Source organism: Qaidamihabitans albus, from assembly GCF_016464705.1.
GTDB lineage: Bacteria > Actinomycetota > Actinomycetes > Mycobacteriales > Pseudonocardiaceae > Qaidamihabitans > Qaidamihabitans albus.
In genome coordinates this window covers 176,123-197,552 of sequence record NZ_JAEHOB010000006.1, presented here as the reverse complement: position 1 = coordinate 197,552, position 21,430 = coordinate 176,123, and the positions used below count along the sequence as shown (strand labels likewise).

At 71.6% G+C, this 21,430-nt stretch carries 22 protein-coding genes and 3 pseudogenes; 19 read left to right on the top strand and 6 right to left on the bottom strand.

Features of this window, described 5'->3' with window-relative positions:
* The first annotated feature begins 70 nt into the window (after positions 1–70).
* On the top strand, positions 71–1,396 hold the full coding sequence (locus JAP66_RS14425) for an MFS transporter (protein WP_199432231.1): 1,326 nt from the start codon (positions 71–73) through the stop codon (positions 1,394–1,396).
* The gene (locus tag JAP66_RS14420; RefSeq protein WP_199432230.1) at positions 1,393–2,850 is read left to right on the top strand and encodes a pyridoxal phosphate-dependent decarboxylase family protein; all 1,458 of its coding nucleotides are present in this window, start codon (positions 1,393–1,395) and stop codon (positions 2,848–2,850) included. Before JAP66_RS14425 ends, JAP66_RS14420 begins: the two co-directional genes overlap by 4 nt.
* A gap of 306 nt (positions 2,851–3,156) precedes the next feature.
* On the opposite strand, the pseudogene JAP66_RS14415 reads toward JAP66_RS14420, so the two are convergent.
* Positions 3,157–3,780, bottom strand: a pseudogene (locus JAP66_RS14415) (GTP-binding protein); the annotation flags it as partial.
* A 50-nt stretch (positions 3,781–3,830) separates the two neighbouring features.
* On the opposite strand from JAP66_RS14415, the gene rpmB reads away from it, so the two are divergent.
* The 6 genes and pseudogenes from rpmB to cobA all read left to right on the top strand — a co-directional run bounded on the left by rpmB (position 3,831) and on the right by cobA (position 6,346).
* Positions 3,831–4,070 (top strand): 50S ribosomal protein L28, encoded by a 240-nt coding sequence (rpmB, locus tag JAP66_RS14410; RefSeq protein ID WP_199432229.1) that lies wholly within the window; start codon positions 3,831–3,833, stop codon positions 4,068–4,070.
* Entirely contained in the window at positions 4,070–4,234 is a 165-nt protein-coding gene (rpmG, locus tag JAP66_RS14405; RefSeq protein ID WP_199432228.1) for a 50S ribosomal protein L33, read from the top strand. The genes rpmB and rpmG overlap by 1 nt, the downstream gene beginning before the upstream one ends.
* Positions 4,234–4,539, top strand: a complete 306-nt coding sequence (rpsN, locus tag JAP66_RS14400) for a 30S ribosomal protein S14 (protein ID WP_199432227.1) — start codon at positions 4,234–4,236, stop codon at positions 4,537–4,539. The genes rpmG and rpsN overlap by 1 nt, the downstream gene beginning before the upstream one ends.
* An 8-nt stretch (positions 4,540–4,547) precedes the next feature.
* Positions 4,548–4,793 (top strand): 30S ribosomal protein S18, encoded by a 246-nt coding sequence (gene rpsR, locus JAP66_RS14395; RefSeq protein ID WP_199432226.1) that lies wholly within the window; start codon positions 4,548–4,550, stop codon positions 4,791–4,793.
* A 6-nt stretch (positions 4,794–4,799) separates the two neighbouring features.
* Positions 4,800–5,063 (top strand): annotated as a pseudogene (locus JAP66_RS14390) (ankyrin repeat domain-containing protein); the annotation flags it as partial.
* Between the two features lie 38 nt (positions 5,064–5,101).
* The gene (gene cobA, locus JAP66_RS14385) at positions 5,102–6,346 is read left to right on the top strand and encodes a uroporphyrinogen-III C-methyltransferase (RefSeq protein ID WP_199432225.1); all 1,245 of its coding nucleotides are present in this window, start codon (positions 5,102–5,104) and stop codon (positions 6,344–6,346) included.
* 34 nt (positions 6,347–6,380) lie between these two features.
* On the opposite strand, the gene JAP66_RS14380 is transcribed toward cobA, so the two are convergent.
* Positions 6,381–7,280, bottom strand: a complete 900-nt coding sequence (locus JAP66_RS14380) for an alpha/beta fold hydrolase (RefSeq protein ID WP_199432224.1) — start codon at positions 7,278–7,280, stop codon at positions 6,381–6,383.
* A gap of 90 nt (positions 7,281–7,370) precedes the next feature.
* On the opposite strand from JAP66_RS14380, the gene JAP66_RS14375 reads away from it, so the two are divergent.
* The 8 genes from JAP66_RS14375 to JAP66_RS14340 all read left to right on the top strand — a co-directional run bounded on the left by JAP66_RS14375 (position 7,371) and on the right by JAP66_RS14340 (position 13,556).
* Positions 7,371–8,213, top strand: a complete 843-nt coding sequence (locus tag JAP66_RS14375) for a crotonase/enoyl-CoA hydratase family protein (protein ID WP_199432223.1) — start codon at positions 7,371–7,373, stop codon at positions 8,211–8,213.
* A 22-nt stretch (positions 8,214–8,235) separates the two neighbouring features.
* Positions 8,236–9,948, top strand: coding sequence for an AMP-binding protein (locus tag JAP66_RS14370; protein WP_199432222.1), 1,713 nt, complete (start codon positions 8,236–8,238; stop codon positions 9,946–9,948).
* Between the two features lie 244 nt (positions 9,949–10,192).
* Positions 10,193–10,420: a hypothetical protein gene (locus JAP66_RS14365; protein WP_199432221.1), complete on the top strand. Its 228-nt coding sequence runs from the start codon at positions 10,193–10,195 to the stop codon at positions 10,418–10,420.
* 34 nt (positions 10,421–10,454) lie between these two features.
* Entirely contained in the window at positions 10,455–11,105 is a 651-nt protein-coding gene (gene clsA, locus JAP66_RS14360; RefSeq protein WP_199432220.1) for a cardiolipin synthase ClsA, read from the top strand.
* Positions 11,106–11,164: 59 nt separating this feature from the next.
* Positions 11,165–11,548, top strand: coding sequence for a glycine cleavage system protein GcvH (gene gcvH, locus JAP66_RS14355; protein WP_199432219.1), 384 nt, complete (start codon positions 11,165–11,167; stop codon positions 11,546–11,548).
* A gap of 93 nt (positions 11,549–11,641) precedes the next feature.
* On the top strand, positions 11,642–12,103 hold the full coding sequence (gene garA / locus JAP66_RS14350; RefSeq protein WP_199432218.1) for a glycogen accumulation regulator GarA: 462 nt from the start codon (positions 11,642–11,644) through the stop codon (positions 12,101–12,103).
* A complete protein-coding gene (gene ftsR / locus JAP66_RS14345; RefSeq protein WP_199432217.1) occupies positions 12,100–12,855 on the top strand; it encodes a transcriptional regulator FtsR in 756 nt (251 codons plus the stop codon). The genes garA and ftsR overlap by 4 nt, the downstream gene beginning before the upstream one ends.
* Positions 12,856–13,082: 227 nt before the next feature.
* Positions 13,083–13,556 carry a bifunctional nuclease family protein gene (locus JAP66_RS14340; protein WP_199432216.1) on the top strand — a complete coding sequence of 158 codons (474 nt, stop codon included), beginning with the start codon at positions 13,083–13,085 and terminating at the stop codon, positions 13,554–13,556.
* A gap of 74 nt (positions 13,557–13,630) precedes the next feature.
* Here JAP66_RS14340 and JAP66_RS14335 read toward each other — a convergent pair whose 3' ends face one another.
* The gene (locus tag JAP66_RS14335; protein WP_199432215.1) at positions 13,631–14,260 is read right to left on the bottom strand and encodes a TetR/AcrR family transcriptional regulator; all 630 of its coding nucleotides are present in this window, start codon (positions 14,258–14,260) and stop codon (positions 13,631–13,633) included.
* Positions 14,261–14,513: 253 nt separating this feature from the next.
* On the opposite strand from JAP66_RS14335, the gene JAP66_RS14330 reads away from it, so the two are divergent.
* Together JAP66_RS14330 and gcvP are read left to right on the top strand one after the other, a co-directional pair.
* Positions 14,514–15,080, top strand: a complete 567-nt coding sequence (locus JAP66_RS14330; RefSeq protein ID WP_199432214.1) for a MerR family transcriptional regulator — start codon at positions 14,514–14,516, stop codon at positions 15,078–15,080.
* A gap of 60 nt (positions 15,081–15,140) precedes the next feature.
* Positions 15,141–18,026, top strand: coding sequence for an aminomethyl-transferring glycine dehydrogenase (gene gcvP / locus JAP66_RS14325; protein ID WP_199432213.1), 2,886 nt, complete (start codon positions 15,141–15,143; stop codon positions 18,024–18,026).
* A 16-nt stretch (positions 18,027–18,042) separates the two neighbouring features.
* Here gcvP and JAP66_RS14320 read toward each other — a convergent pair whose 3' ends face one another.
* Positions 18,043–18,408, bottom strand: a complete 366-nt coding sequence (locus JAP66_RS14320; RefSeq protein WP_199432212.1) for a nuclear transport factor 2 family protein — start codon at positions 18,406–18,408, stop codon at positions 18,043–18,045.
* Positions 18,409–18,555: 147 nt separating this feature from the next.
* Here JAP66_RS14320 and JAP66_RS14315 point away from each other — a divergent pair, with 147 nt between their 5' ends.
* Positions 18,556–19,386, top strand: a complete 831-nt coding sequence (locus JAP66_RS14315) for a helix-turn-helix domain-containing protein (protein WP_372448968.1) — start codon at positions 18,556–18,558, stop codon at positions 19,384–19,386.
* Here the strand turns inward: JAP66_RS14315 and JAP66_RS32135 are convergent.
* Positions 19,385–20,503: pseudogene (locus tag JAP66_RS32135) on the bottom strand (MFS transporter); the annotation flags it as partial. The gene JAP66_RS14315 and the pseudogene JAP66_RS32135 overlap by 2 nt on opposite strands.
* A gap of 105 nt (positions 20,504–20,608) precedes the next feature.
* Positions 20,609–21,349 carry a hypothetical protein gene (locus JAP66_RS14310; protein WP_235998998.1) on the bottom strand — a complete coding sequence of 247 codons (741 nt, stop codon included), beginning with the start codon at positions 21,347–21,349 and terminating at the stop codon, positions 20,609–20,611.
* Positions 21,350–21,430: the final 81 nt, after the last annotated feature.

Below are 21,430 nucleotides of genomic sequence, written 5' to 3'. Positions count from 1 at the left end.
CCGCGAAGGCCGGTCCGGGTGAAAGTATCGGCTCGCACCCGCGATCCGCAGCATCCTGTCGAGGAGGACCATGTCCGCGCTGGGCAGGAGAACGCGTCTCGGTTACTCGCTCGGTTCGTTCGTCACCGGCGCGTTCGGCACGGTTCCCGGGCTGTTGCTGCTGCCCTACCTCACGGACACGATGGCGGTGCCCGCCGCCGCGGCGGGCGCGATCGTGCTGCTGCCGAAGGCATGGGACGTGCTGTTCAATCCGATCGCGGGCCGGATCTCCGACGCGGGCCTTGCCCGGCGGGGCAGCAGGGGGCGGTCGTTGCTGCTCGGCGGGCTGGTGCTCGCGGTGTGCTTCGCGGCGCTGTTCGCCCATCCCGGCCTCGGCACGGTCGGCCTCGACGCGGCGTATGTGGTGGTGATCTTCTTCGCCTGCGCCACGGCGTTCGCGTTCTTCCAGGTGCCGTTCAACGCACTGCCCGCAGAGCTCACCGACGGCTACCACGAGCGGACGCGGCTGACCACCTGGCGGATCGCGGTGCTGGCGCTCGCGATCCTGGTCTCCGGTGCGGGTGCCCCCGCGATCGCGAGCGCGCTCGGCGGCGTGCAGGGCTACCGCATGATGGGCGTCTTCGTCGCGCTGCTGATCGTGGCGGGGACGATCAGCGTCTACCTCGGCATCCGGCGGGCCCCGGCCGGGATACTGCGCCAGCCGACGCCGACGTGGCGGGCGCTGCTGGCCACCATGCGGGTCTGGAAGTCGTTCCGCTGGCTGCTGGCGGTGTACTTCGTGCAGGCGCTCGGGGTCGCCACGCTGCTGGCGGGCGTGAGCTACACGGCGCGGTACGTGCTCGGTGACGCCGACCTGCAGGCGCTGCTGTTCGCCGGCTTCGTCGGCCCCGCGCTGCTGGTCATGCCGCTGTGGGACCGGGTCGGCCGGGCCGGAGGCAAGCTGGCGGGCTTCCGGGTCGCTTCGGCGGTGTTCGGCGTCGCGCTGATCGGGCTGATGTTCGCCCAGGTGCTGCCGCTGGCGGTGGTGTTCGTCTTCGTCGCGGGAGCTGGTGTCGGCTACGCGGGCATCCAGGTGTTCCCGCTGGCGATCCTGCCGGATCTGATCTCGGCCGAGGAGGAGCGCACCGGAGCGACCAGGGCCGGGGTCACGGCCGGGGTGTGGACGGCCGCGGAGACCCTCGGGCTCGCGCTCGGACCGGGCTTGTTCGGGCTGGTGCTCGCGGCGGGCGGGTACCTGTCCAGCGCGGATGCGACGGTGACGCAGCCGGACAGCGCCGTCACGGCGATCGCGCTGGGCTTCTCGGCGCTGCCCGCCGTGCTGGTGCTGCTCGGCATCCCGCTGCTGCGGCGAAGCGTGCTGGAGGCGGAACGGCGGCCGGAAGCGGTGGCCTCATGACCGCGCTGCCCGCCGGGGGAGCCGCCGCCGGGGACGTGCTGGCCGAGGTCCGTGCGCTGCGCTCGGCGGACCTGCCGACCCACGGCGGGCGCACGCTCGCCTACGTCTACGACAGCGGGCTCGGCGGCATCGACGAGCTCGGCATGGCCGCCTACGCGCTCGCCTCGTCGGCGAACGGGCTCGATCCCACCGCGTTCCCGAGCCTGCTGCGGATGGAGAACGACGTCGTGGCGGCGACCGCGTCCCTGCTCGGTGGCACGGCGGAGACCGTGGGCACGGTGACGTCCGGGGGCACGGAGTCCTGCATGCTCGCCGTGCTCGCCGCACGCGAGGGCCGCCGGGAGGTGCGCGCGCCGAACGTGGTGCTGCCCGCGACCGCCCACGCGGCGTTCCGCAAGGCGGCGCACTGCTTCGGCGTGCGCGCCGTCGAGGTGCCCGTCGACCCCGGCACCTTCCGTGCCGAACCCGCCGCGATGGCCGCGGCGATCGACGGCGACACGGTCCTCGTCGTGGCGAGCGCGCCGTCCTACGCGCACGGCGTGGTCGATCCGGTCGCCGAGATCGCCGCCGCCGCAGCGGCGCGCGGGGTGCGCATGCACGTCGACGCCTGCATCGGCGGCTGGGTGCTGCCCTACCTGCGGCGCCTCGGCGCGGAGGTCCCTCCGTTCGGCTTCGGGGTCGAGGGCGTCACCAGCATCTCGGTGGACCTGCACAAGTACGCCTACTGCCCGAAGGGCGTCTCGGTGCTGCTGCACGCCGGCGCGGACCTGCGCCGCGGGCACTACTTCGCCAGCGCCGACTGGCCCGGGTACACGATGCTCAACTCGACACTGCAGTCGACGAAGTCCGGCGGGCCCCTCGCCGCGGCGTGGGCGGTGCTGCGGCACATCGGCGACGACGGCTACCTGCGGCTCGCGCGGGAGACCCTGGCGGCGGTCGCGGAGATCCGCGACGGCATCGAGAAGATCGAGGGGCTGCGCGTCCTCGGTTCGCCGGACTCCACGCTACTGGCGTTCACGACGGCGGGCGACGACGTCGGCTTCGACCTGTTCACTGTCGCCGACGAGATGCGCGAGCGCGACTGGTACGTGCAGCCGCAGTTCGCGCACGGTTCGTCGCCGGTGAACCTGCACCTGACGGTGACCGCCGCCAACCGCGGCGGCGAGGCGGCGTTCCTTGCCGGCCTGGCGGGGTCGGTCGACGTGGCCCGCGCGGCCGGCCCGGTCGTGGTCGCGCCCGAGCTGGTGGAGCTGATCACCGCGCTCGATCCGGACAAGTTGACGCCCGCGGAGTTCGAGGGCCTGCTCACCGGCGCGGGGCTGGCCGGTGACGGCGGCCTGCCCGAGCGCATGGCGCAGGTCAACGTGCTGCTCGCCGCCGCCCCGGCCCGGCTGCGCGAGCGCGTGCTGCTGGAGTTCCTCGGCCTGCTCTACCGGCCCTCCGCGCTGCCATGAGCGACCGTTGCTGGCACTTTTCGCTGGTAACGAGTCGTTCATGGACGTGCGGCCTTGCGCCTGCTCACCCCTCGTGAGTGCGTACACGAGTTCTAACTCGTGTACGCACTCACGACCCGTGACCAGCGGAATGGTGCGCTTCCAGGGCGGCGCGAGCCCGCCTTACGGCACCTGGCCGACGGCGATGAGCGAGCTGGCGTCGAGGGTGTCGATGCCCGCCTCCAGCAGGCCGTCCTGGAACCGCTTCCGGACCCGGTCGAGGGCCTCCGGCGGAAGTCCTTCCACGAATCCCCGCATCGCCGCGCCCAGCTCCACCGTCGTCGCCGCCGGGGCGACACGCTCCAGCACGGCTCCGGTCCGCGCCGCGTGCCGGGCGTGGCGCCGGCGAGCACCAGGACGTCCGCGAACTCCACCTGGGAGAGCGCGACCTGCGCGACGGTGCGCTCGTCGTCCGGGCTCGCGCGGAGCCCGCGCTCGCCGAGCAGCTCGTCGCCGGTCGCGTCGCCGAGCCACGACCCGACGTCCAGCACGGTCACAACAGCCTCGACCTCGACGTCGGTACTCACCGGGCGGTCACCCGACGAGGACGTGCTCGAGGGCCCAGCACACCGGCTCGGGCTCCATGGCCTCGTCGAGGTGGACGGCGATGCTCCGCACCTGGGGCAGCCGGGTGAGCTTGCGCAGCAGCGGGAGCAGGTCCTCGCGTAGCGTGCAGGACACGCAGCCATGCGCCAGTTCGAGGGCGCTGAGCTGGTCGCTGGGGCCGAGCCGCAGGCGCCTGCGGACGACGCCGCTCGCCACCTCCCGCAGGTCGTAGTGCACGACCGCGGTACCGGGGTCGGCCCGGCGCAGGAGGTCGGCCACCTGCCGGCCGGGGCCGGGGGAGAGGCCGCTGATCAGGGTGAGGGGCACACGGTGGTTGTCGGTCACGGCCGTGTATTCTAAATGAAAATGACAATCAATATCAATTGAGGGGGCAGGTGACAGCCGTGTGCCAGGTCACCGGCCGCCGGCCGGGGTACGGCAAGCAGGTCTCGCATTCGCACCGGCGCACCTCGCGGCGCTGGGAACCCAACCTGCAGACCCGCAGGTACTGGGTGCCGAGCCAGGGCCGCTGGGTGCGGCTGCGGGTCTCGGTGAAGAAGGGCATGAAGACGATCGACAAGCGCGGGATCGACGCCGTCGTCGCGGAGCTGCGGGCGAACGGGGTCAAGCTCTGATGGCGCGCAACGAGATCCGGCCGATCATCAAGCTCCGGTCCACGGCCGGCACCGGCTACACCTATGTGACCAGGAAGAACCGCCGCAACGATCCCGACCGGATCGTGCTCCGCAAGTTCGAGCCGGTGGTGCGCAGGCACGTCGAGTTCCGGGAGGAACGCTGATGGCGAAGAAGTCGAAGATCGCGCGGAACAGCCGGCGGCTGGCGGTCGTCGAGCGCCATGCGCAGCGGCGGGCCGAGCTGAAGGCCGTCGTCCGCTCGCCCCGGTCGAGCCGGGACGAGCGGGCCACGGCGGTGTCGGCACTGCAGGCGATGCCGCGTGATGCCAGCCCGACCCGCGTGCGCAACCGGGACGCCGTTGACGGCAGGCCGCGCGGCTACTTCCGCGCGTTCGGGCTCTCCCGCATCCGGCTGCGCGAGCTGGCGCATCGGGGGGAGCTGCCAGGCGTGACCAAGTCGAGCTGGTGAGGAGCATCGTGGCGAGGAACGGCAGCCGAGACCGGCCGGTCCGGCGCAAGCGCAATCCGCTGGTCGCCGAGCGGGCCGGCGAGGTCGACTGGAAGGACGTGGACCTGCTGCGCAAGTTCATCTCCGACCGGGGCAAGATCCGAGCCCGCCGGGTGACCGGGCTGACCCCGCAGCAGCAGAAACAGGTCGCCGTGGCGATCAAGAACGCGAGGGAGATGGCCCTGTTGCCCTACCCGGCAGGCAAGCGCGGCTGAGGCGGGGACCGCGTGAGATGGTGGGTGATGCTCGCCGCCTACCACGGCCATGCCGACGCGGTCGAGGCTCTGCTCGCCCGCGGGGCCGATCCGAACCGGCTCAGCGACCGCGGACAGAGTCCGCTGGCCGGCGCCGTCTTCAAGGCCGAGCCCGCCGTGGTGCGAGCGCTGCTCGCGGGATGCGCCGACCCGGAGGCCGGTCACCCGTCCGCGATCGAGACGGCCCGGATGTTCGGCAACGAGGAGTTGCTCACTTTCCTGCAACCCTGAGCGCGGGCCCGCCCGCACCGGGCGGCATGCTTGGCGGCATGGCGGAGGAGCATCACTACCTGGTCGGACTGGACCTCACGGGCAGGCGCGTCGTCGTGGTGGGCGGCGGCACGGTCGCCCAGCGGCGGCTGCCCCGGCTGGTCGGCGCGGGCGCCGCGGTCGAGCTCGTCTCGCCGCACACCACACCGTCGGTGAGCGCGATGGCGGACGCGGGCGAGATCACCTGGCACGAGCGCCGCTACACCGACGGTGATCTGACCGGTGCGTGGTACGCCCTCGCCTGCACGGACGCCCCGGACGTCAACGCCGCGGTCTGCGCCGAGGCCGAACGGGAGCGGGTGTTCTGCGTGCGCGCCGACGCCGGTTTCGCGGGCAGTGCCGTCACCCCGGCCTCGGGGGAGTACGACAACCTGCTGGTGGGTGTGCTCTCCGGCGGTACGCACCGACGCTCCGCCACCGTCCGGGACAACCTGCTGGACGGTCTGCACTCGGGCGTGATCGCCGACCCCGGTGAGGACCCTGGCGAGTCCGGGGAACCGGCCGGTGTCGCGCTGGTCGGCGGCGGCCCCGGTGACCCCGAGCTCATCACCGTGCGCGGCCGCCGCATGCTGGCCAGGGCCGATGTCGTGGTGGTCGACCGGCTGGCCCCGCGGGAACTGCTGGACGAGCTGCCGCCGCACGTCGAGGTGATCGACGCCGCGAAGATCCCGTACGGCCGCGCCGCCAGCCAGGAAGTGATCAACGCCGCGCTGATCGACAACGCGAGGGCGGGCAGGTTCGTCGTCCGGCTCAAGGGCGGCGACCCGTACGTGTTCGGCCGCGGCTTCGAAGAGGTGCTGGCGTGCGCGGAGGCGGGCGTGCCGGTGACCATCGTGCCGGGCATCACCAGCGCCTTCGCCGTCCCGGCGGTCGCCGACGTACCGGTGACGCACCGCGGGGTGGCGCACGAGGTGGTCGTGGTGTCCGGGCACGTCCCGCCCGGACACGAGCAGTCGCTGGTCGACTGGGACGCACTGGGGCGGCTGCGCGGCACGCTGGTGCTGATGATGGGGGTCGAGCGGATCGAACGATTCGCCGACACCCTCATCGAGGCCGGCCGGCCCGCGGACACACCCGTCGCGATGATCCAGGACGGCACGATGCGCGGTCAGCGCGTGGTGCGGTCGACCCTGAAGGCGATCGGCGCCGACGCCGCCGAGGCGGGAATCCGGCCGCCCGCGGTGACCGTGATCGGGCCGGTGGCCGGCCTCGCGCCCGATCAGGAGCGGAGCGCGCCGGGCTGACAGGGCGCAGCGCCGTTCAGTGCCCTTCAGCCCTTCAGCCCGCTGCCCTGCCCCGCGCGGCGGGGTAGCAGCGCCGGACGAAATCGATGATCGCCTCGGTCAGCCGCGCCGGATCGGCCCGCAGCTCCACCGGGCTGCGGGCCTGGATGAACTCGGCGTCCGGCAGGTCGGCGGCGAGCGTGTCGGCGTCGCCGAAGGGATGAATCGGGTCGCGCTCGTGCCCGATCACCAGCGCGGGCACCGTGATCTGGCCCCGCACCGACTTCGGCGGGGCCACCCTGCCGAACAGCACGCCGTGCAGCAGTGCCGCCATCGACGCCGGCTGCTGTTCGAGGGTGTCGGTCACGACGTCGACCCACTGGTTGCCGTGCGGAACGAGCCGGGCGAGCGCGGCGACGGCCTCCACGGTGAGCGGCACGAACCGGGCGGCGAACAGCAGCGGCCCGAAGGTCAGCAGCCCGGCGACGATGGCGTTGTCCAGCACCGGCATCTCGACGATGATGCCGCGCAGCCGCTCGGGTGCTGAGACGCCCACCTCCAGCGAGACGTTCGCGCCCAGTGATGTGCCGCCGACCACGGCGCGCTCGACCCCGAGGTGATCCAGCAGCGCCACCGTCTGCTCGGCGAACGCGGGCATGGAGTACTCCCAGGACTCCGTCGGCCGGTCCGACTCGCCGTGCCCGAGCAGGTCGAGCGTCACCGCGCGGTAGCCCTCGGCGGCCAGCTCACGGGCCAGCGGAGTGTGCATCCGCCGGGTGAACATGATGCCGTGGGCGAGGACCACGACGGCGTCCCCGCTGCCGTGCTCGGTGTAGGCCAGGCGGTGACCGTTGTACTCGAAGGCCCCGGCGAGCTCGATCGGGCGGGCCGCGCGCAGCGGTGGCGGCGGCACGGGAGCCTGCGACGGCTCGTTCGGTGCGGGCAGGCTGCTCATCGCGGTACCGTCCCTTCCCGCTCGCCGGAAGCTGCTCGACTCAGGTTAGCCGCTGGCAGGCCGTCAACGGCGTACGTCAGGATGGCAGGCATGACTGCAACCCCGGACAACCTGCAGGATCTCGTGTCGCTCAAGGTGGAACGTGCCGGGCACGTCGCCGAGGTGACGTTGCTCGGGCCGAGCAAGGGCAACGCCATGGGGCCGGACTTCTGGCGCGAGCTGCCCCTCGTCTTCGGCGCGCTGGACGCCGACCCGGAGGTGAGGGCGATCGTACTGACGGGCAGCGGCGCCCACTTCTCCTACGGCCTCGACCTGCCCGCGATGATGCCCGGCTGGGCCGAGTACCTCGCCGGCGACGCGCTCGCGGGCCCGCGGACCAGGTTCCTGAGGGAGGTCCGGGAGCTGCAGGACGCGGTGACCTCCGTCGCGGCGACCCGCAAACCGGTGATCGCGGCGGTGTCCGGCTGGTGCATCGGCGGTGGCGTGGACGTCGTCAGCGCCGCCGACGTCCGCCTGGCCAGCGCCGACGCGAAGTTCAGCGTCCGTGAGGTCAAGGTCGCGATCGTCGCGGACCTCGGCAGCCTGCAGCGGCTCTCCGCGATCATCGGCGACGGGCACCTGCGCGAGCTCGCGTTCACCGGGCGTGACATCGACGCCGCACGGGCGGAACGGATCGGCCTGGTCAACGACGTCTACCCCGACCAGGACGCGCTGCTCGCGGCCGCCAGGGAGCTGGCCGCCGAGATCGCCGCCAACCCGCCCCTCGTCGTGCAGGGGGTCAAGGACGTACTGTCCGTCAACACCGAGCAGCAGGTCGCCGCCGGGCTGCGCTACGTCGCTGCGTGGAACTCGGCGTTTCTGCCGAGCAAGGATCTCCAGGAGGCGGTACAAGCATTCATGGAACGGCGGGACCCTCGGTTCCAGGGCGAGTGAGACGAGCACTGAGGAGAAGAACGTGAGCGACGGCGCCGCATCCGTGTACGACAGGTTCCGCGAGGCGCGGGACTACCTGCTCGCGCACCGCGAGGACTACGACACCGCGTACCGGGACTTCACGTGGCCGGAGTTCACGGAGTTCAACTGGGCGCTGGACTGGTTCGACCGGATCGCACGCGACCCCGCCAACGCCGAACGCTACGCGCTCTGGATCGTCGAGGAGGACGGCTCGGAGAGCCGCTGGACGTTCCCGGAGATGGCCGGCAGGTCGAACCAGGTTGCGAACTGGCTCCGGGCGCGAGGCGTGGGCCGGGGCGATCGGCTGATCCTCATGCTGGGCAACCAGGGCGAGCTGTGGGAGACCATCCTCGCCGCGATCAAGCTGGGCGCGGTGATCATCCCGGCCTCGACGCTGCTCGGCCCGGCCGACCTGCGCGACCGGGTCGACCGGGGAGCCGCGCGGCACGTGGTGATCCGCTCGGCGGACGCCGCGAAGTTCGCCGACGTCCCCGGCGACTACACCCGGATCGCGGTGGGCGAGCCGGTCGAGGGCTGGCTGCCCTTCGCCGACGCCTACTCCGCGCCCGCGGAGTTCACGCCGGACGGTCCGACCCCGGCCACCGACCCGCTCCTGCTGTACTTCACCTCCGGCACCACGGCGCAGCCGAAGCTGGTGCAGCACACGCACACGTCCTACCCGGTCGGGCACCTCTCGACGATGTACTGGATCGGTCTCGAACCGGGCGACGTGCACCTCAACATCTCCTCGCCCGGCTGGGCGAAGCACGCGTGGAGCAACGTCTTCGCGCCGTGGAACGCCGAGGCGACGGTGTTCCTGTACAACTTCTCCCGGTTCGACGCGGGGGCACTGCTGGCGCAGATGGACCGCTGCGGGATCACCAGCTTCTGCGCGCCGCCCACCGTCTGGCGGATGCTCATCCAGTCCGACCTCGGCGCGCTCCGTCGGCCACCGGCGAAGGTCGTCGGCGCGGGAGAGCCGCTCAACCCGGAGGTGATCGAGCAGGTCGCGAAGGCGTGGGGGGTGACCATCCGCGACGGCTTCGGCCAGACCGAGACCAGCGTGCAGATCGCCAACACGCCGGGGCAGCACGTCAAGCCCGGTTCCATGGGGCGCGCGGTGCCGGGCTTCACGGTGACGCTGCTCGACCCGCTCAGCGGCGAGCCCGCGGACGAGGGCGAGATCTGCCTCGACCTCGCGCACCGCCCGGTGGGGCTGATGGTCGGTTACGCCGACGACGACGAGCGGACCGCGACGGCGTTCGCCGGCGGGTACTACCACACCGGCGACGTCGGCTCGATCGACGAGAACGGTTACGTCACCTACGTCGGCCGCACCGACGACGTCTTCAAGGCTTCCGACTACCGGATCTCGCCGTTCGAGCTGGAGAGCGTGCTGCTGGAGCACGAGGCGGTCGCCGAGGCGGCCGTGGTGCCCGCACCCGACCCGATCCGGCTCGCGGTGCCCAAGGCGTACGTCGTCCTCGCGAACGGGTACGAACCGGACGCCGCGACCGCGGAGAGCGTCCTCGCCTTCAGCCGGGAGCACCTGGCGCCGTACAAGCGGATCCGCAGGCTCGAGTTCGCCGAGCTGCCGAAGACGATCTCCGGCAAGATCCGGAGGGTCGAGCTGCGCGGCAAGGAGGAGGCGACCGCCGAGACCCGCCAGCCCGCCGAGTTCCGCGAGGAGGACTTTCCCGGGCTCAAGGGCTGACAGCCCGCCACGGCCGTCGGCTACGGAGGGTAGCCAAAGGCCGAAGTGTTCGAGTCCACTGTGGACGATACCTGAGCAGGCGTCGCTCGCCGGCTGACGCCACCCGGGTGAAAGCCGTGCGTTGTGGGTTAACGGTTCAGGTGTACGAACCGATGTTCCCGGTGAGTGCGACCACGCCCCGATGTGTAGCGCCACGCCTACTGGTAACCCGACGACAAACCACCGGATTCGAGCACTGAGAGCGATGAGTACCGAAGAAGACGAAGACGGCACCGATTCCCCCGCGTCCACAGGCCCGGCCAGTCCGCCGACGACGCCGTGCACCGTCGTCTGGAGCCAGGGCCGGCCGTACGTACTCGAGAGCGGTTCGGGCAGGCCCCGCTGGATGGGCACGGACAACCACGGCCGCCCGCAGGCGCTGACCGGCGCGGATCTCCGGCGCAGGGGCTGGAGCTACCGGCGCGCCAGGTGAGCCGCCCTGCCGCCGGAACGGATACGGTGAGTGGGTGAGCGACGAAGCGCCGGCCGGCGGCGAGCCGGCCGCGGCGGAGCCCGCCGCAGGCGAGGGTCAACCGTCGCTGGCTCGCCAGGCGCTGACCGTGCCCAACCTCCTGTCGATCCTCCGGCTGGCCGGGGTGCCGCTGTTCCTGTGGCTGCTGCTCGGCCCGCAGGAGGACGGCTGGGCGATCGTGGTGCTGGTGGTCAGCGCCCTCACCGACTGGCTGGACGGCAAGCTCGCCCGCTGGCTCGACCAGACCAGCCGCCTCGGGCAGTTGCTCGACCCGGCCGCCGACCGGCTCTACATCGTCGCCACGCTCGTCGCGTTCCTCTTCCGCGAGATCGTGCCGTGGTGGGTGGTCGCGGCGCTGCTCGGCCGTGAGCTGATCGTGGGCCTGAGCCTGCTGGTGCTGCGCCGGTACCGCTTCGCGCCCCCGGAGGTCAGCTACATCGGCAAGGGCGCCACGTTCAACCTCATGTACGCCTTCCCGCTGCTGCTGCTCACCCAGGGGGACTCCACCGCGGCCGAGATCGCCCGCCCGTTCGCGTACGCGTTCACGCTGTGGGGCGGCGCGCTGTACCTCTGGTCCGGTGCGCTCTACGTGCTGCAGACCGTCCGGGCGGTCGTGCCCCGCTCGCGCGCCACGACCCCGGGCTAGTTGTGCGAGGATGCGCGCAAGCACGAGAGCCGCGTGACGAGCAGGAAAGGGGAACGGGGTTGTCGACTCCGGAGGAGCTGCGCTACACCGAGGAGCACGAGTGGGTCGCCGTCCGCGAGGCCGGCACGGTGCGCGTGGGCATCACCGAGTACGCGCAGGACCAGCTTGGCGACGTGGTGTTCGTCGACCTGCCCGACGAGGGCCGCCGGCTCGACGCCGGTGACGTCTTCGGCGAGGTAGAGTCGACCAAGAGCGTGTCCGAGCTGTTCGCGCCGCTGGACGGCGAGGTCGTCGCGGTCAACACCGCCGTCGGCGACTCGCCGGAGCTGATCAACAGCGACCCCTACGGCGAGGGCTGGCTCATCGAGGTCCGGCCGGACGATCCGGCCGCCGTCGAGGGGCTGCTCGATTCGGAGGCCTACCAACGCATTATCGAGGGTTGATCCGGGAGCCCCGGGTCCCCCGGCCGATCAGGCACGGTACGTTGGCCACACCACGTTTCGATGGCAACACTTCAGTGCGTTAGGAGAGCTCAGGTGAGCACGAACGACGGGCCCGGTGTTCCCCCGGAGCAGTCTCCGGAGCGGACTTCCGTCTTCCGGGCCGACTTCCTTTCCGAGGTGGAAGGCCAGGAGCCGCAGGCCGAGCCGCCGGTAGCCGGCGTCGACGCGCTGCCGGCCGGCTCCGCGCTGCTGGTGGTCAAGCGCGGCCCGAACGCGGGTTCCCGGTTCCTGCTCGATCGTGACACCACGAGCGCGGGCAGGCACCCGGACAGCGACATCTTCCTCGACGACGTGACGGTCTCGCGCCGGCACGCCGAGTTCCGCCGGGAGGGCGGTGAGTTCGTGGTGATCGATGTCGGCAGCCTGAACGGGACCTACGTCAATCGCGAGCCGGTCGACCAGGCCGTTCTCGCCGGCGGCGACGAGGTGCAGATCGGCAAGTTCCGCCTGGTCTTCCTGACCGGCCCCGGCCACGGGGGTCAGGGGGCACAGTGACGGCGGCCGGGCGGCCACAGCGCGATGGGTTGAGCATCGGGGCCGTGCTGGCGCAGCTGCGCGGCGAGTTCCCCGACGTGACGATCTCCAAGATCAGGTTCCTCGAGTCGGAGGGCCTGGTTCAGCCTGGCCGCACGCCGTCCGGCTACCGGCAGTTCACCGCCGCCGACGTGGAGCGGCTCCGGTTCGTGCTGGCCGCCCAGCGGGACCACTACCTGCCGCTCAAGGTCATCAAGGAACAGCTCGACGCGGCCGACCGGGGCTTGGAACCCGATGCCCCGGCGCCGAGGCCGCCGCGCAAACTGGTCTCGCTCGGCTCCGCCGGCCCGGACGGCGAGCGGTCCGGCATGCCCGGCCCCGCCGACTTCGCCGCGCAGCGTGAGATCCGGCTGACGCAGGAGGAACTGCTCGCCGAGGCCGGGATCGACGCCGCGACCCTGACCGAGCTCCACCAGTACGGGCTGGTCCGGCCCGGTGCCGCCGGTTTCTACGACGCCGACGCGGTACAGGTGGCCAGGACGGTCAAGTCCATGACCGAATTCGGTATCGAGCCGAGACATCTGCGCGCGTTCCGCGCCTCGGCCGACCGCGAGGTCGGCCTGCTGGAGCAGATCGTCGCGCCCGTATACCGGCACCGGGACACCGAAGCCGCAGCGCGGGCGGACGAGCTCGTCCGGGAGCTCGCCGCGTTGTCGGTCACCCTGCACACGTTGCTGGTCAAGGCGGGCATTCGGAACGTGACCGGCGGGTAGACTTGTGTCGACCATGTCCGTTTCGGATGTCGCGTCTGTTACGCCACATTCCGATGTGCCAACGTTGTTCCGCGGATGCCGTACGGTTAGTGCAGGGTTCGCAGAGAGCCAGCAAAAGTGATTCGCAGCGAGCACAGCGCCCAGATGACGGGTAGCGTCGACCAGGTCGATGCGAGATCCTCGTGATAGCGCTGCAGCCCGCGCGCAGGAGAGGGAGGCGAAGCCCGATGAGCGAAATGCGCGTCGTCGGCGTGCGGGTCGAGCTGCCCGCGAACCAGCCGATCTTGTTGCTGCGGGAAACCGACGGCGAGCGATACCTGCCGATCTGGATCGGCTCGGTCGAGGCCACGGCGATCGCGTTGGAGCAGCAGGGAGTCCGGCCGGCCCGGCCGCTGACCCACGACTTGCTGAAGGAAGTCATCGGGGCACTGGGCCGGGAGCTCGAGCAGGTGGTGATCACCGATCTCCGCGAGGGCACCTTCTTCGCCGAGCTGGTGTTCGACGGCGACATCCGTGTCTCCGCCCGGCCGAGTGACTCCGTCGCCCTTGCCCTGCGGGTAGGGGTGCCGATCCACGCCGAGGCGTCGGTGCTGGAGGAGGCCGGTCTGATCATCCCGGACGAGCAGGAGGACGAGGTCGAGAAGTTCCGCGAGTTCCTCGACTCCGTCTCGCCGGAGGACTTCCGCGGCGCGGACACCTAGACGGTGCCGTCCGGGCCCGAGCCGCTCGTGAGTGCGGACGCGAGTGAGAACCCGGCTCCGCGCTCACGAGGGTGTCAGGCCCGCGTGGCACGGTCGAACAGCCCGGCCAGCTCACGGCCGTAGGCCCCGACATCGAGGTCCGGGTCCCGCGCCGACCGAACTACCACGCCGTCGAGAGCCTGCCTGATCGCCATCGCCATCACAGCGGCATCGAACTCACCGAACACTCCCTCGCGCTGCCCCTGCAGCAGCTGCCGTTCCAGCCGTCCCACCCGGAGATCCCGGGTCACCAGCTCGAACGGTGGACCGCCGTCCTCGGTACGCGCGCCGGCCCCGATCTCCACCAGCGCCCGCGCCGACCGGGGATGGGCCGTCAGGAACGCCGCCTCCGCCTCGATCTGGGCGCGCAGCATCGCCGCCCGGCCGGCATCCACCGGTGTCCGCTCGGTCACGAAGCGGTCGTAGGCGTCGATGACGGCTCCCAGCGTCGCCATCATCAGGTCGTCCCTGGTGCCGAAGTGGTAGGAGATCATGCGGGTGCTGCTCAGCCCGGCGCGCTCGACGATGCGCGCGAAGGAGGCCCTGCCGTATCCCAGTTCGGCGACCGTGTCGATGGTCGCTTCGATGATCTGCGCGCGGCGGGCCGCCTCGGTCGCCGTGAGGCCCGCTCCGCGGACGAACTCGTCCATGTCGTTTACCTGCATGAGTAAATATTAACATAGCCGAGTAACAGGTGGCTCGAAGACGACTCAAGCCTCAATATGGGCTTGAGGGCCGCCCGCGCGTCGCGTTGACCCGCCCGGCGGGCGGGCTTACCGTCGGAGGAGATAAATCGCGCCGGTGTGATTAGGCCGGTCGGGTCGTCTTCGCTCCGCGCGGTTGCCATACCGGCCGTTCCCGCACCGGGACCGGCGGTCTTGTTTCGTCGGCCGGAAGGCCGGGCGAGGGGAGGCGTGCGTGGTCGAGGAAGGCCCGATGAGGGCTGCCGACGGCGAGCAGGGGGAGTTGTTTCCCGACGCCTCGCTGCCGGACGAGCTCGTTGGCTACCGTGGCCCCGCCGCGTGTCAGATCGCCGGGATCACGTACCGGCAACTGGACTACTGGGCGAGGACCAAGCTCATCGCTCCCAGTATTCGTACCGCACACGGCTCCGGCTCGCAGCGCCTGTACTCGTTCAAGGACCTGCTCGTTCTCAAGATCGTGAAGCGCCTGCTCGACACCGGTGTCTCGTTGCAGAACATCCGGGTGGCGGTGGAGCACCTGCGCGCACGGGGGGTGCGCGACCTGGCCAGGGTCACCCTGTTCTCGGACGGCACGACCGTCTACGAGTGCACCTCGCCCGAGGAGATCGTCGATCTGCTGCAGGGCGGCCAGGGTGTGTTCGGCATCGCGGTGAGCGGCGCCATGCAGGAGATCAGCGGCACGATCCAGGAGTTCCCGGCCGAGCGGGCCGACGGCGGCGTCTACGAGCCGGCCGTCCCCGACGAGCTCTCCGAACGGCGCAAGACCCGCCGCACGGGCTAGACTGGCGTGAATCCTGACTCGCGGGCCGCGGTGGGGGACCCGCGAACCCGGAGGTGCGCCATGGGTACCGGACCGTCGCCACTCGCCGCTCTCGAGCTCGGTGAGTCGTTCGCCGACCGCCACATCGGTCCCGGCCCGGGCGAACTCGCCCGGATGCTCGAGGTGATCGGGGCCGACTCGCTGGAGGAGCTGGCGCGGCGCGCGATCCCGCCCTCGATCGCCGAACCGGGCCCCGTCATCGAACTGCCCGCCCCGGCGAGCGAGGCACAGGCGCTCGCCGAGCTGCGGGCGCTGGCGGGGCGCAACCGGCCGATGACGCAGATGATCGGTCTGGGCTACCACGACACGGTCACTCCGGCGGTGATCCGGCGCAACGTGCTGGAGAACCCGGCCTGGTACACCGCCTACACGCCGTACCAGCCGGAGATCTCGCAGGGCAGGCTGGAGGCGCTGCTCAACTTCCAGACGATGGTCGCCGACCTCACCGGCCTGCCCATCGCCAACGCCTCGCTGCTCGACGAGGCCACCGCGGCCGCCGAGGCGATGACCCTCGTCCGGCGCGCCGGACGGCCCGTGTCGAACCGGTTCGTCGTGGACGCCGACACGCTCCCGCAGACGATCGAGGTGCTGCGCACCCGCGCCGAGCCACTCGGGATCGAGGTCGTGGTCGCGGACCTGACGCAGGGCATCCAGGGGCTCGGGCTCGGCGGCGACTTCTTCGGCGTGCTGCTGTCCAGTCCCGGTGCGTCCGGCGCGATCGGCGACCTCGAACCGGTGATCGGGGAGGCGAAGGCGGCGGGCGCCGCGGTGATCGTCGCGGCCGACCCGCTCGCGCTGACCCTGCTGCGCCCGCCCGGTGAGCTGGGGGCCGATGTGGCCGTCGGCTCGACCCAGCGGTTCGGCGTCCCGCTGGGCTTCGGCGGCCCGCACGCGGCCTACCTTGCGGTCCGGGAGGGGCTGCACCGGCAGCTGCCCGGTCGCCTGGTGGGCGTCTCGGTCGACGCGGACGGCACGCCGGCCTACCGGCTGGCGTTGCAGACCCGGGAGCAGCACATCCGCCGCGAGAAGGCGACCAGCAACATCTGCACGGCGCAGGTGCTGCTCGCCGTGATCGCCGGGATGTATGCGGTGTACCACGGCCCCGACGGCCTGCGCTCGATCGCGACCCGTACGCACCGGATGGCCACGGTGCTGGCGGCCGGCCTGGTCGAGGGAGGCGTGGAGCTCTTGCGCGGCGAGTTCTTCGACACGATCACCGCCGTCGTGCCGGGACGTGCGGCCGCCGTCACCGAGGCGGCGCGGGACCTCGGCGTGAACCTGCGGTCGGCCGACGACGACCACGTCGGCATCACGTGCGACGAGACCACCACCAGAGAGCACCTCGCGCTGGTGTGGAAGGCGTTCGGCGTGGGTGCGTCCGATGTGGACTCGATCGACGCGGACACGGCGGATGCCATACCGGCGGAGCTGCGCCGCACCAGCTCCTACCTTACCCATCCGATCTTCCACCGGCACCGCTCGGAGACGGCGCTATTGCGCTACCTGCGGTCGCTGGCCGACAAGGACGTGGCGCTGGACCGGAGCATGATCCCGCTCGGTTCCTGCACGATGAAGCTCAACGCGGCCGCGGAGATGGAGCCCGTCACGTGGCCGGAGTTCGCCGGTCTGCACCCGTTCGCGCCGGCCGAGGACGCGGCCGGCCTGCTCCGGGTGATCGCGGATCTCGAGCGGTGGCTCGCGGAGATCACCGGCTACGACGCGGTGTCACTGCAGCCCAACGCGGGCAGCCAGGGCGAGCTCGCCGGACTGCTGGCGATCCGCGCCTACCACCACGACCGGGGCGCGACCGAGCGGGACGTCTGCCTCATCCCGTCGAGCGCGCACGGCACCAACGCGGCGAGCGCGGTGATGGCCGGAATGCGGGTGGTCGTCTTGCGCTGTGACGAAGACGGCAATGTGGACATCGAACACCTGAGGTCCACTGTGGAGCAGCACAGGGACGACCTCGCCGCAATCATGATCACCTATCCGTCGACCCACGGGGTGTACGAGGACACGGTGCGCGAGGTATGCGCGATGGTGCACGGGGGCGGCGGTCAGGTCTATGTGGACGGTGCGAATCTGAACGCACTGATCGGCCTGGCCCGCTACGGTGAGTTCGGGGCGGACGTCTCGCACCTCAACCTGCACAAGACTTTCTGCATCCCGCACGGTGGCGGCGGGCCGGGCGTCGGCCCGATCGGCGTGCGCACGCACCTCGCGCCCTTCCTGCCGAACCACCCGATGCAGTCCGCGGCCGGACCGGCGACCGGGGTCGGGCCGATCAGCGCTGCGCCGTGGGGGAGCGCCTCCATCCTGCCGATCTCCTGGGCGTTCGTGCGGATGATGGGTGCCGACGGTCTGCGCCGCGCGACGCTCACCGCGGTCGCGGCGGCGAACTACGTCGCCCGCAGGCTCGACGAGTACTTCCCGGTGCTCTACACGGGACGGCACGGTCTCATCGCCCACGAGTGCGTGCTCGACCTGCGGGGGCTCACGAAGCGGACCGGCGTGACGGTCGACGACGTCGCCAAGCGGCTGGCGGACTACGGCCTGCACGCGCCGACGATGTCGTTCCCGGTGGCAGGCACGCTGATGGTCGAGCCCACCGAGAGCGAGGATCTCGGTGAGCTCGATCGGTTCTGCGCCGCGATGATCGCGATCCGCGGTGAGATCGACCGGGTGGCCGCAGGCGAGTGGCCGCTCGAGGAGAGCCCGCTGCGGCTCGCCCCGCACACGGCACGCTGCCTGGCCGGCGACTGGAGCCGTCCGTACACGCGGGAGGAGGCCGTGTTCCCGGCAGGCGGCCGCGCGGACAAGATCTGGCCCCCGGTGCGGCGGATCGACCAGGCCGCCGGCGATCGCGACCTCGTCTGTTCCTGCCCGCCGGTCGAGGATTTCGCCTGAGGCCGGGTGAGGTGGCTCAGCCGGGGACCTTGTCCAGGAAGCCGTAGACCTTGCCGATGCGATCGCCGTCCTCGGTGACGATCACGTCGAAACCGATGGCGACGGGTTCGGCCGCGTCGGCGGTGCCGAGGTGCCAGGTGAAACGGGCGATGTCGTGGTGGCCGTCCACGCCGCCGCCGAGGCTGAACGAGAGGCCCGCGAACTGCTGCTGGGCGCCTGCGATGAAGCCGTCGATGCCGTCCCAGCCGCTGACCTCGCCGAGCGGATCAGTGTAGGTGGCGTCCGGGGTGAAGAGCCGCTCGACGAGCTCCCGGCGCTTGCCGTCGTCCGTCGCGTTCCAGACCTCGATGTAGCGCTCGGTGATGTCGGTGAACTGGGACATGATCGTTCGTCTCCCTCGACCGGTGAGTTGAGTGTATAATGACCTATACGGCTCCGCTGTGGAGCGTGTCTTTCTCACCGTGCCGCCCGGCCGGCCGCGCGTCGATTACGCACGAGGTAATGGCACGGACGATGCGGGGCTCGTAACGTGCTGCGGGTGAACACTGTCGCACCCGCTCGCGGCCGCCCGGTGGGAGAGCTCCTGCGCGAGTGGCGGGACCGCCGCCGGATCAGCCAGCTCGATCTCGCCATTTCTGCGGGCATCTCCACCCGGCACCTGAGCTTCGTCGAGACCGGGCGCGCCGCGCCCAGCCGGGAGATGGTGCTGCGGCTCGGCGACCACCTCGACGTGCCGCTGCGCGAGCGGAACCAGCTGCTGCTGGCCGCGGGTTTCGCGCCCGTCTACGCCGAGAGCTCCCTGGACGACCCCGATCTGGCGGTGGTGCGCCAGGCTGTACGGCTGCTGCTCACTGGCCACGAGCCCTTTCCCGCGGCGGTGATCGACCGGCGGTGGAACCTGATCGACGGCAACGCCGGGGTGGCGGCACTGCTCGAAGGGGTCGCGCCCGGGCTGCTGGAACCGCCGGTGAACGTGCTGCGTGTCACACTGCACCCGGACGGCATGGCATCCTCGATCGTCAACCTGGGTGAGTGGCGGGCGCATCTGCTGGGCAGACTGCGGCGGGAGGTCGCGGCGACGGCGGACCCGGAACTGGCCGCGCTGCTGGAGGAGCTCCGCGGCTACCCGTGCGCGCAGGCGGTGCCGGAGATCGAGATCCCAGGGCCCGGCGACTTCCTCGTACCACTGCGGATCCGGCACGGGGGCGCGGAGCTGTCCTTCTTCAGTACCGTGGCGACCTTCGGGACGCCGCTGGACGTGACGCTGGCCGAGCTGTCGATCGAGTCGTTCTACCCGGCGGACCCGGCGACCGCCGACGCGCTGCGGAACGCTCGGCCCGCCAGCCGGGCAGCATCGTGATCGTGGAGGCCGCGAGCAGCGCGGCGATGAGCAGGAAGGGGCCTGCGACGCCGACGAGGGCCGACACCGCCCCGGCCGCGGCGGGCGCGGCCGCCTGCGCGACGCGGTTGCCGGTGAGCCGTAGCCCGAGCGCGGTGGACCTGAGCTCGTCCGGGGCCTCGCGCACCGTCCAGGTCATGGTCAGCGGCTGGCCGAGGCCGAGCACCATCCCGAGAACCGCCATCAGGACCGCGATCAGCCACGGCTGCGTCGCGAAGACCAGACCGACGACGCCGGCGGCGGCCGTGCCCCCGCTCACCACCAGGACCGTGCGCCTGCCGACCCGGCCGAGCAGTACCGGGATGAGCAGGCGCGAGAGGAACGAGAAGCCCGCGCGCACCGCGAGCAGCACACCGACGAGGGCGGGGGTCAGCCCCCGTTCGTGGCCCAGCACGGGCAGGTAGGCCGTCAGCACGTCGACGCTGGACATCACGGCGAAGCTGGTGAAGATCGCCACCAGCAGCCTGCGGTTGCGCAGCAGTGCCGTGGCCGATCCGCGCGCGGCGGCGGGCGGCCGCGCACCGCTGCGCCGGGGGAGTGCGGCCACCAGTGCCACGCACAGCAGCACGATCACCGCCCCGATCGCCGACGCGATGAGGAAGGCGGTGCCGGTCTCTGCCAGTAGCGCTCCCGGCCTGCCGCCGCTGACCACCCAGCCGCCGATCAGCGGGCCAAGCAGCTGACCCATCGACGCCGCCGCGGTGAACCAGCCGAAGTTGCGGTCCTGCTTGTCCGGCGCGGAGAGCATCGCGATGAGCGTCTGGAAGGCGAGCATCAGCGCGAGCTGGCCCGTGCCCAGCACGACGGTGCCTGCCGCCATCACGCCGAGGGAACCGGCGTACGCCAGGATCAGCGTTCCGGCGGTCATCAGCAGGCCACCGCTGAGCAGCAGCCAGGGCGTGCGGTCCCGGTCGGCAGCCCGGCCCATCGGCAGGGCGAGGAAGATCGGCAGGAAGGCGCCCGCGGCCGCGACGAAGCCGACGGCACGCGCGTCGCCGCCGAGGGCGAGCACCCGGTACGAGGCGACCGGCCGCGCGAGGAACGTCGTCAGGTGGACGGCGAGCGTCGCCAGCGACACCAGGACGAGAGGCTGCGGCAGGCGGCGGAAGACCACCAGACCATCGTGGCAAGGGTTGCGGTGCCGGTGGGTGAGAGGCTTGTCTCAGCGTGTGCCGAAGCGGCCTCAGCCGCTGCCGGGAGCGTCGGCCGCAGCGAGGCCGGCCGCGGCGAAGTCCGCCTGCTGTGCGGGTTGCAGCAGATAAGCGCGGAACGACTGCGCCGCGCGCTCCTGCACGTCGTCGACGCCCTCTCCGGTGAGTCCGACATACGGGTAGTCGCCGTCTGTGCCGTCTGTGCCGTCCGAGGCGACGGACTCGGCCTGCGAGCCGATGCGCTCGGGCCGTTCGGACTCGAGCTGCTCGATCGACGAAGCGGACTTCGGCAGCCATGCCGCGGGCCAGCCGCCGACGGTGTCGGGCCCGGCGTCGCCGAATAGAACGGCGAGCATCCGGTCCTCGGGGGCGGCATGGACGTCGACGGTGACGCAGTGGCCGCGCACGACCGTCCTGGCCTGGTTCCACCTGGCCGCGGCCACCGACACCGGGTGCTGCGCGCCGGGATCGACGACGACCCGCAGCGTCGCGTCGCCCTCCTGGCAGCTGGTCGCCTGCGCCTCCGCGCGGCTCTCGACCACCCCGTCCGCCCAGTTCCAGCCGAACCAGCCGGCCACGAGCAGCCCGACCAGCACCAGGCACGCGATCGGCCAGGCGGCGATGCCGCGACGGCTCGCGGACCGGCCCACCGCACGGTGGGTGCCGGTGGAGGTGAGACTGTCCGGCCGGTCCGGGCCGTGACCGCGCGGAACCGCCGGAAGGGCCGGATCGGTCAGGTCTTCCCGGTCTTCGGCCGCGGAGTGCCGCCCCATCGTTTCCTTCGCCTGTTCGGAGCGCGCGAATGCGCTAGGTGCTCGAAATCAAAACGTTATCTCACTCTAACAGGCGAGGCG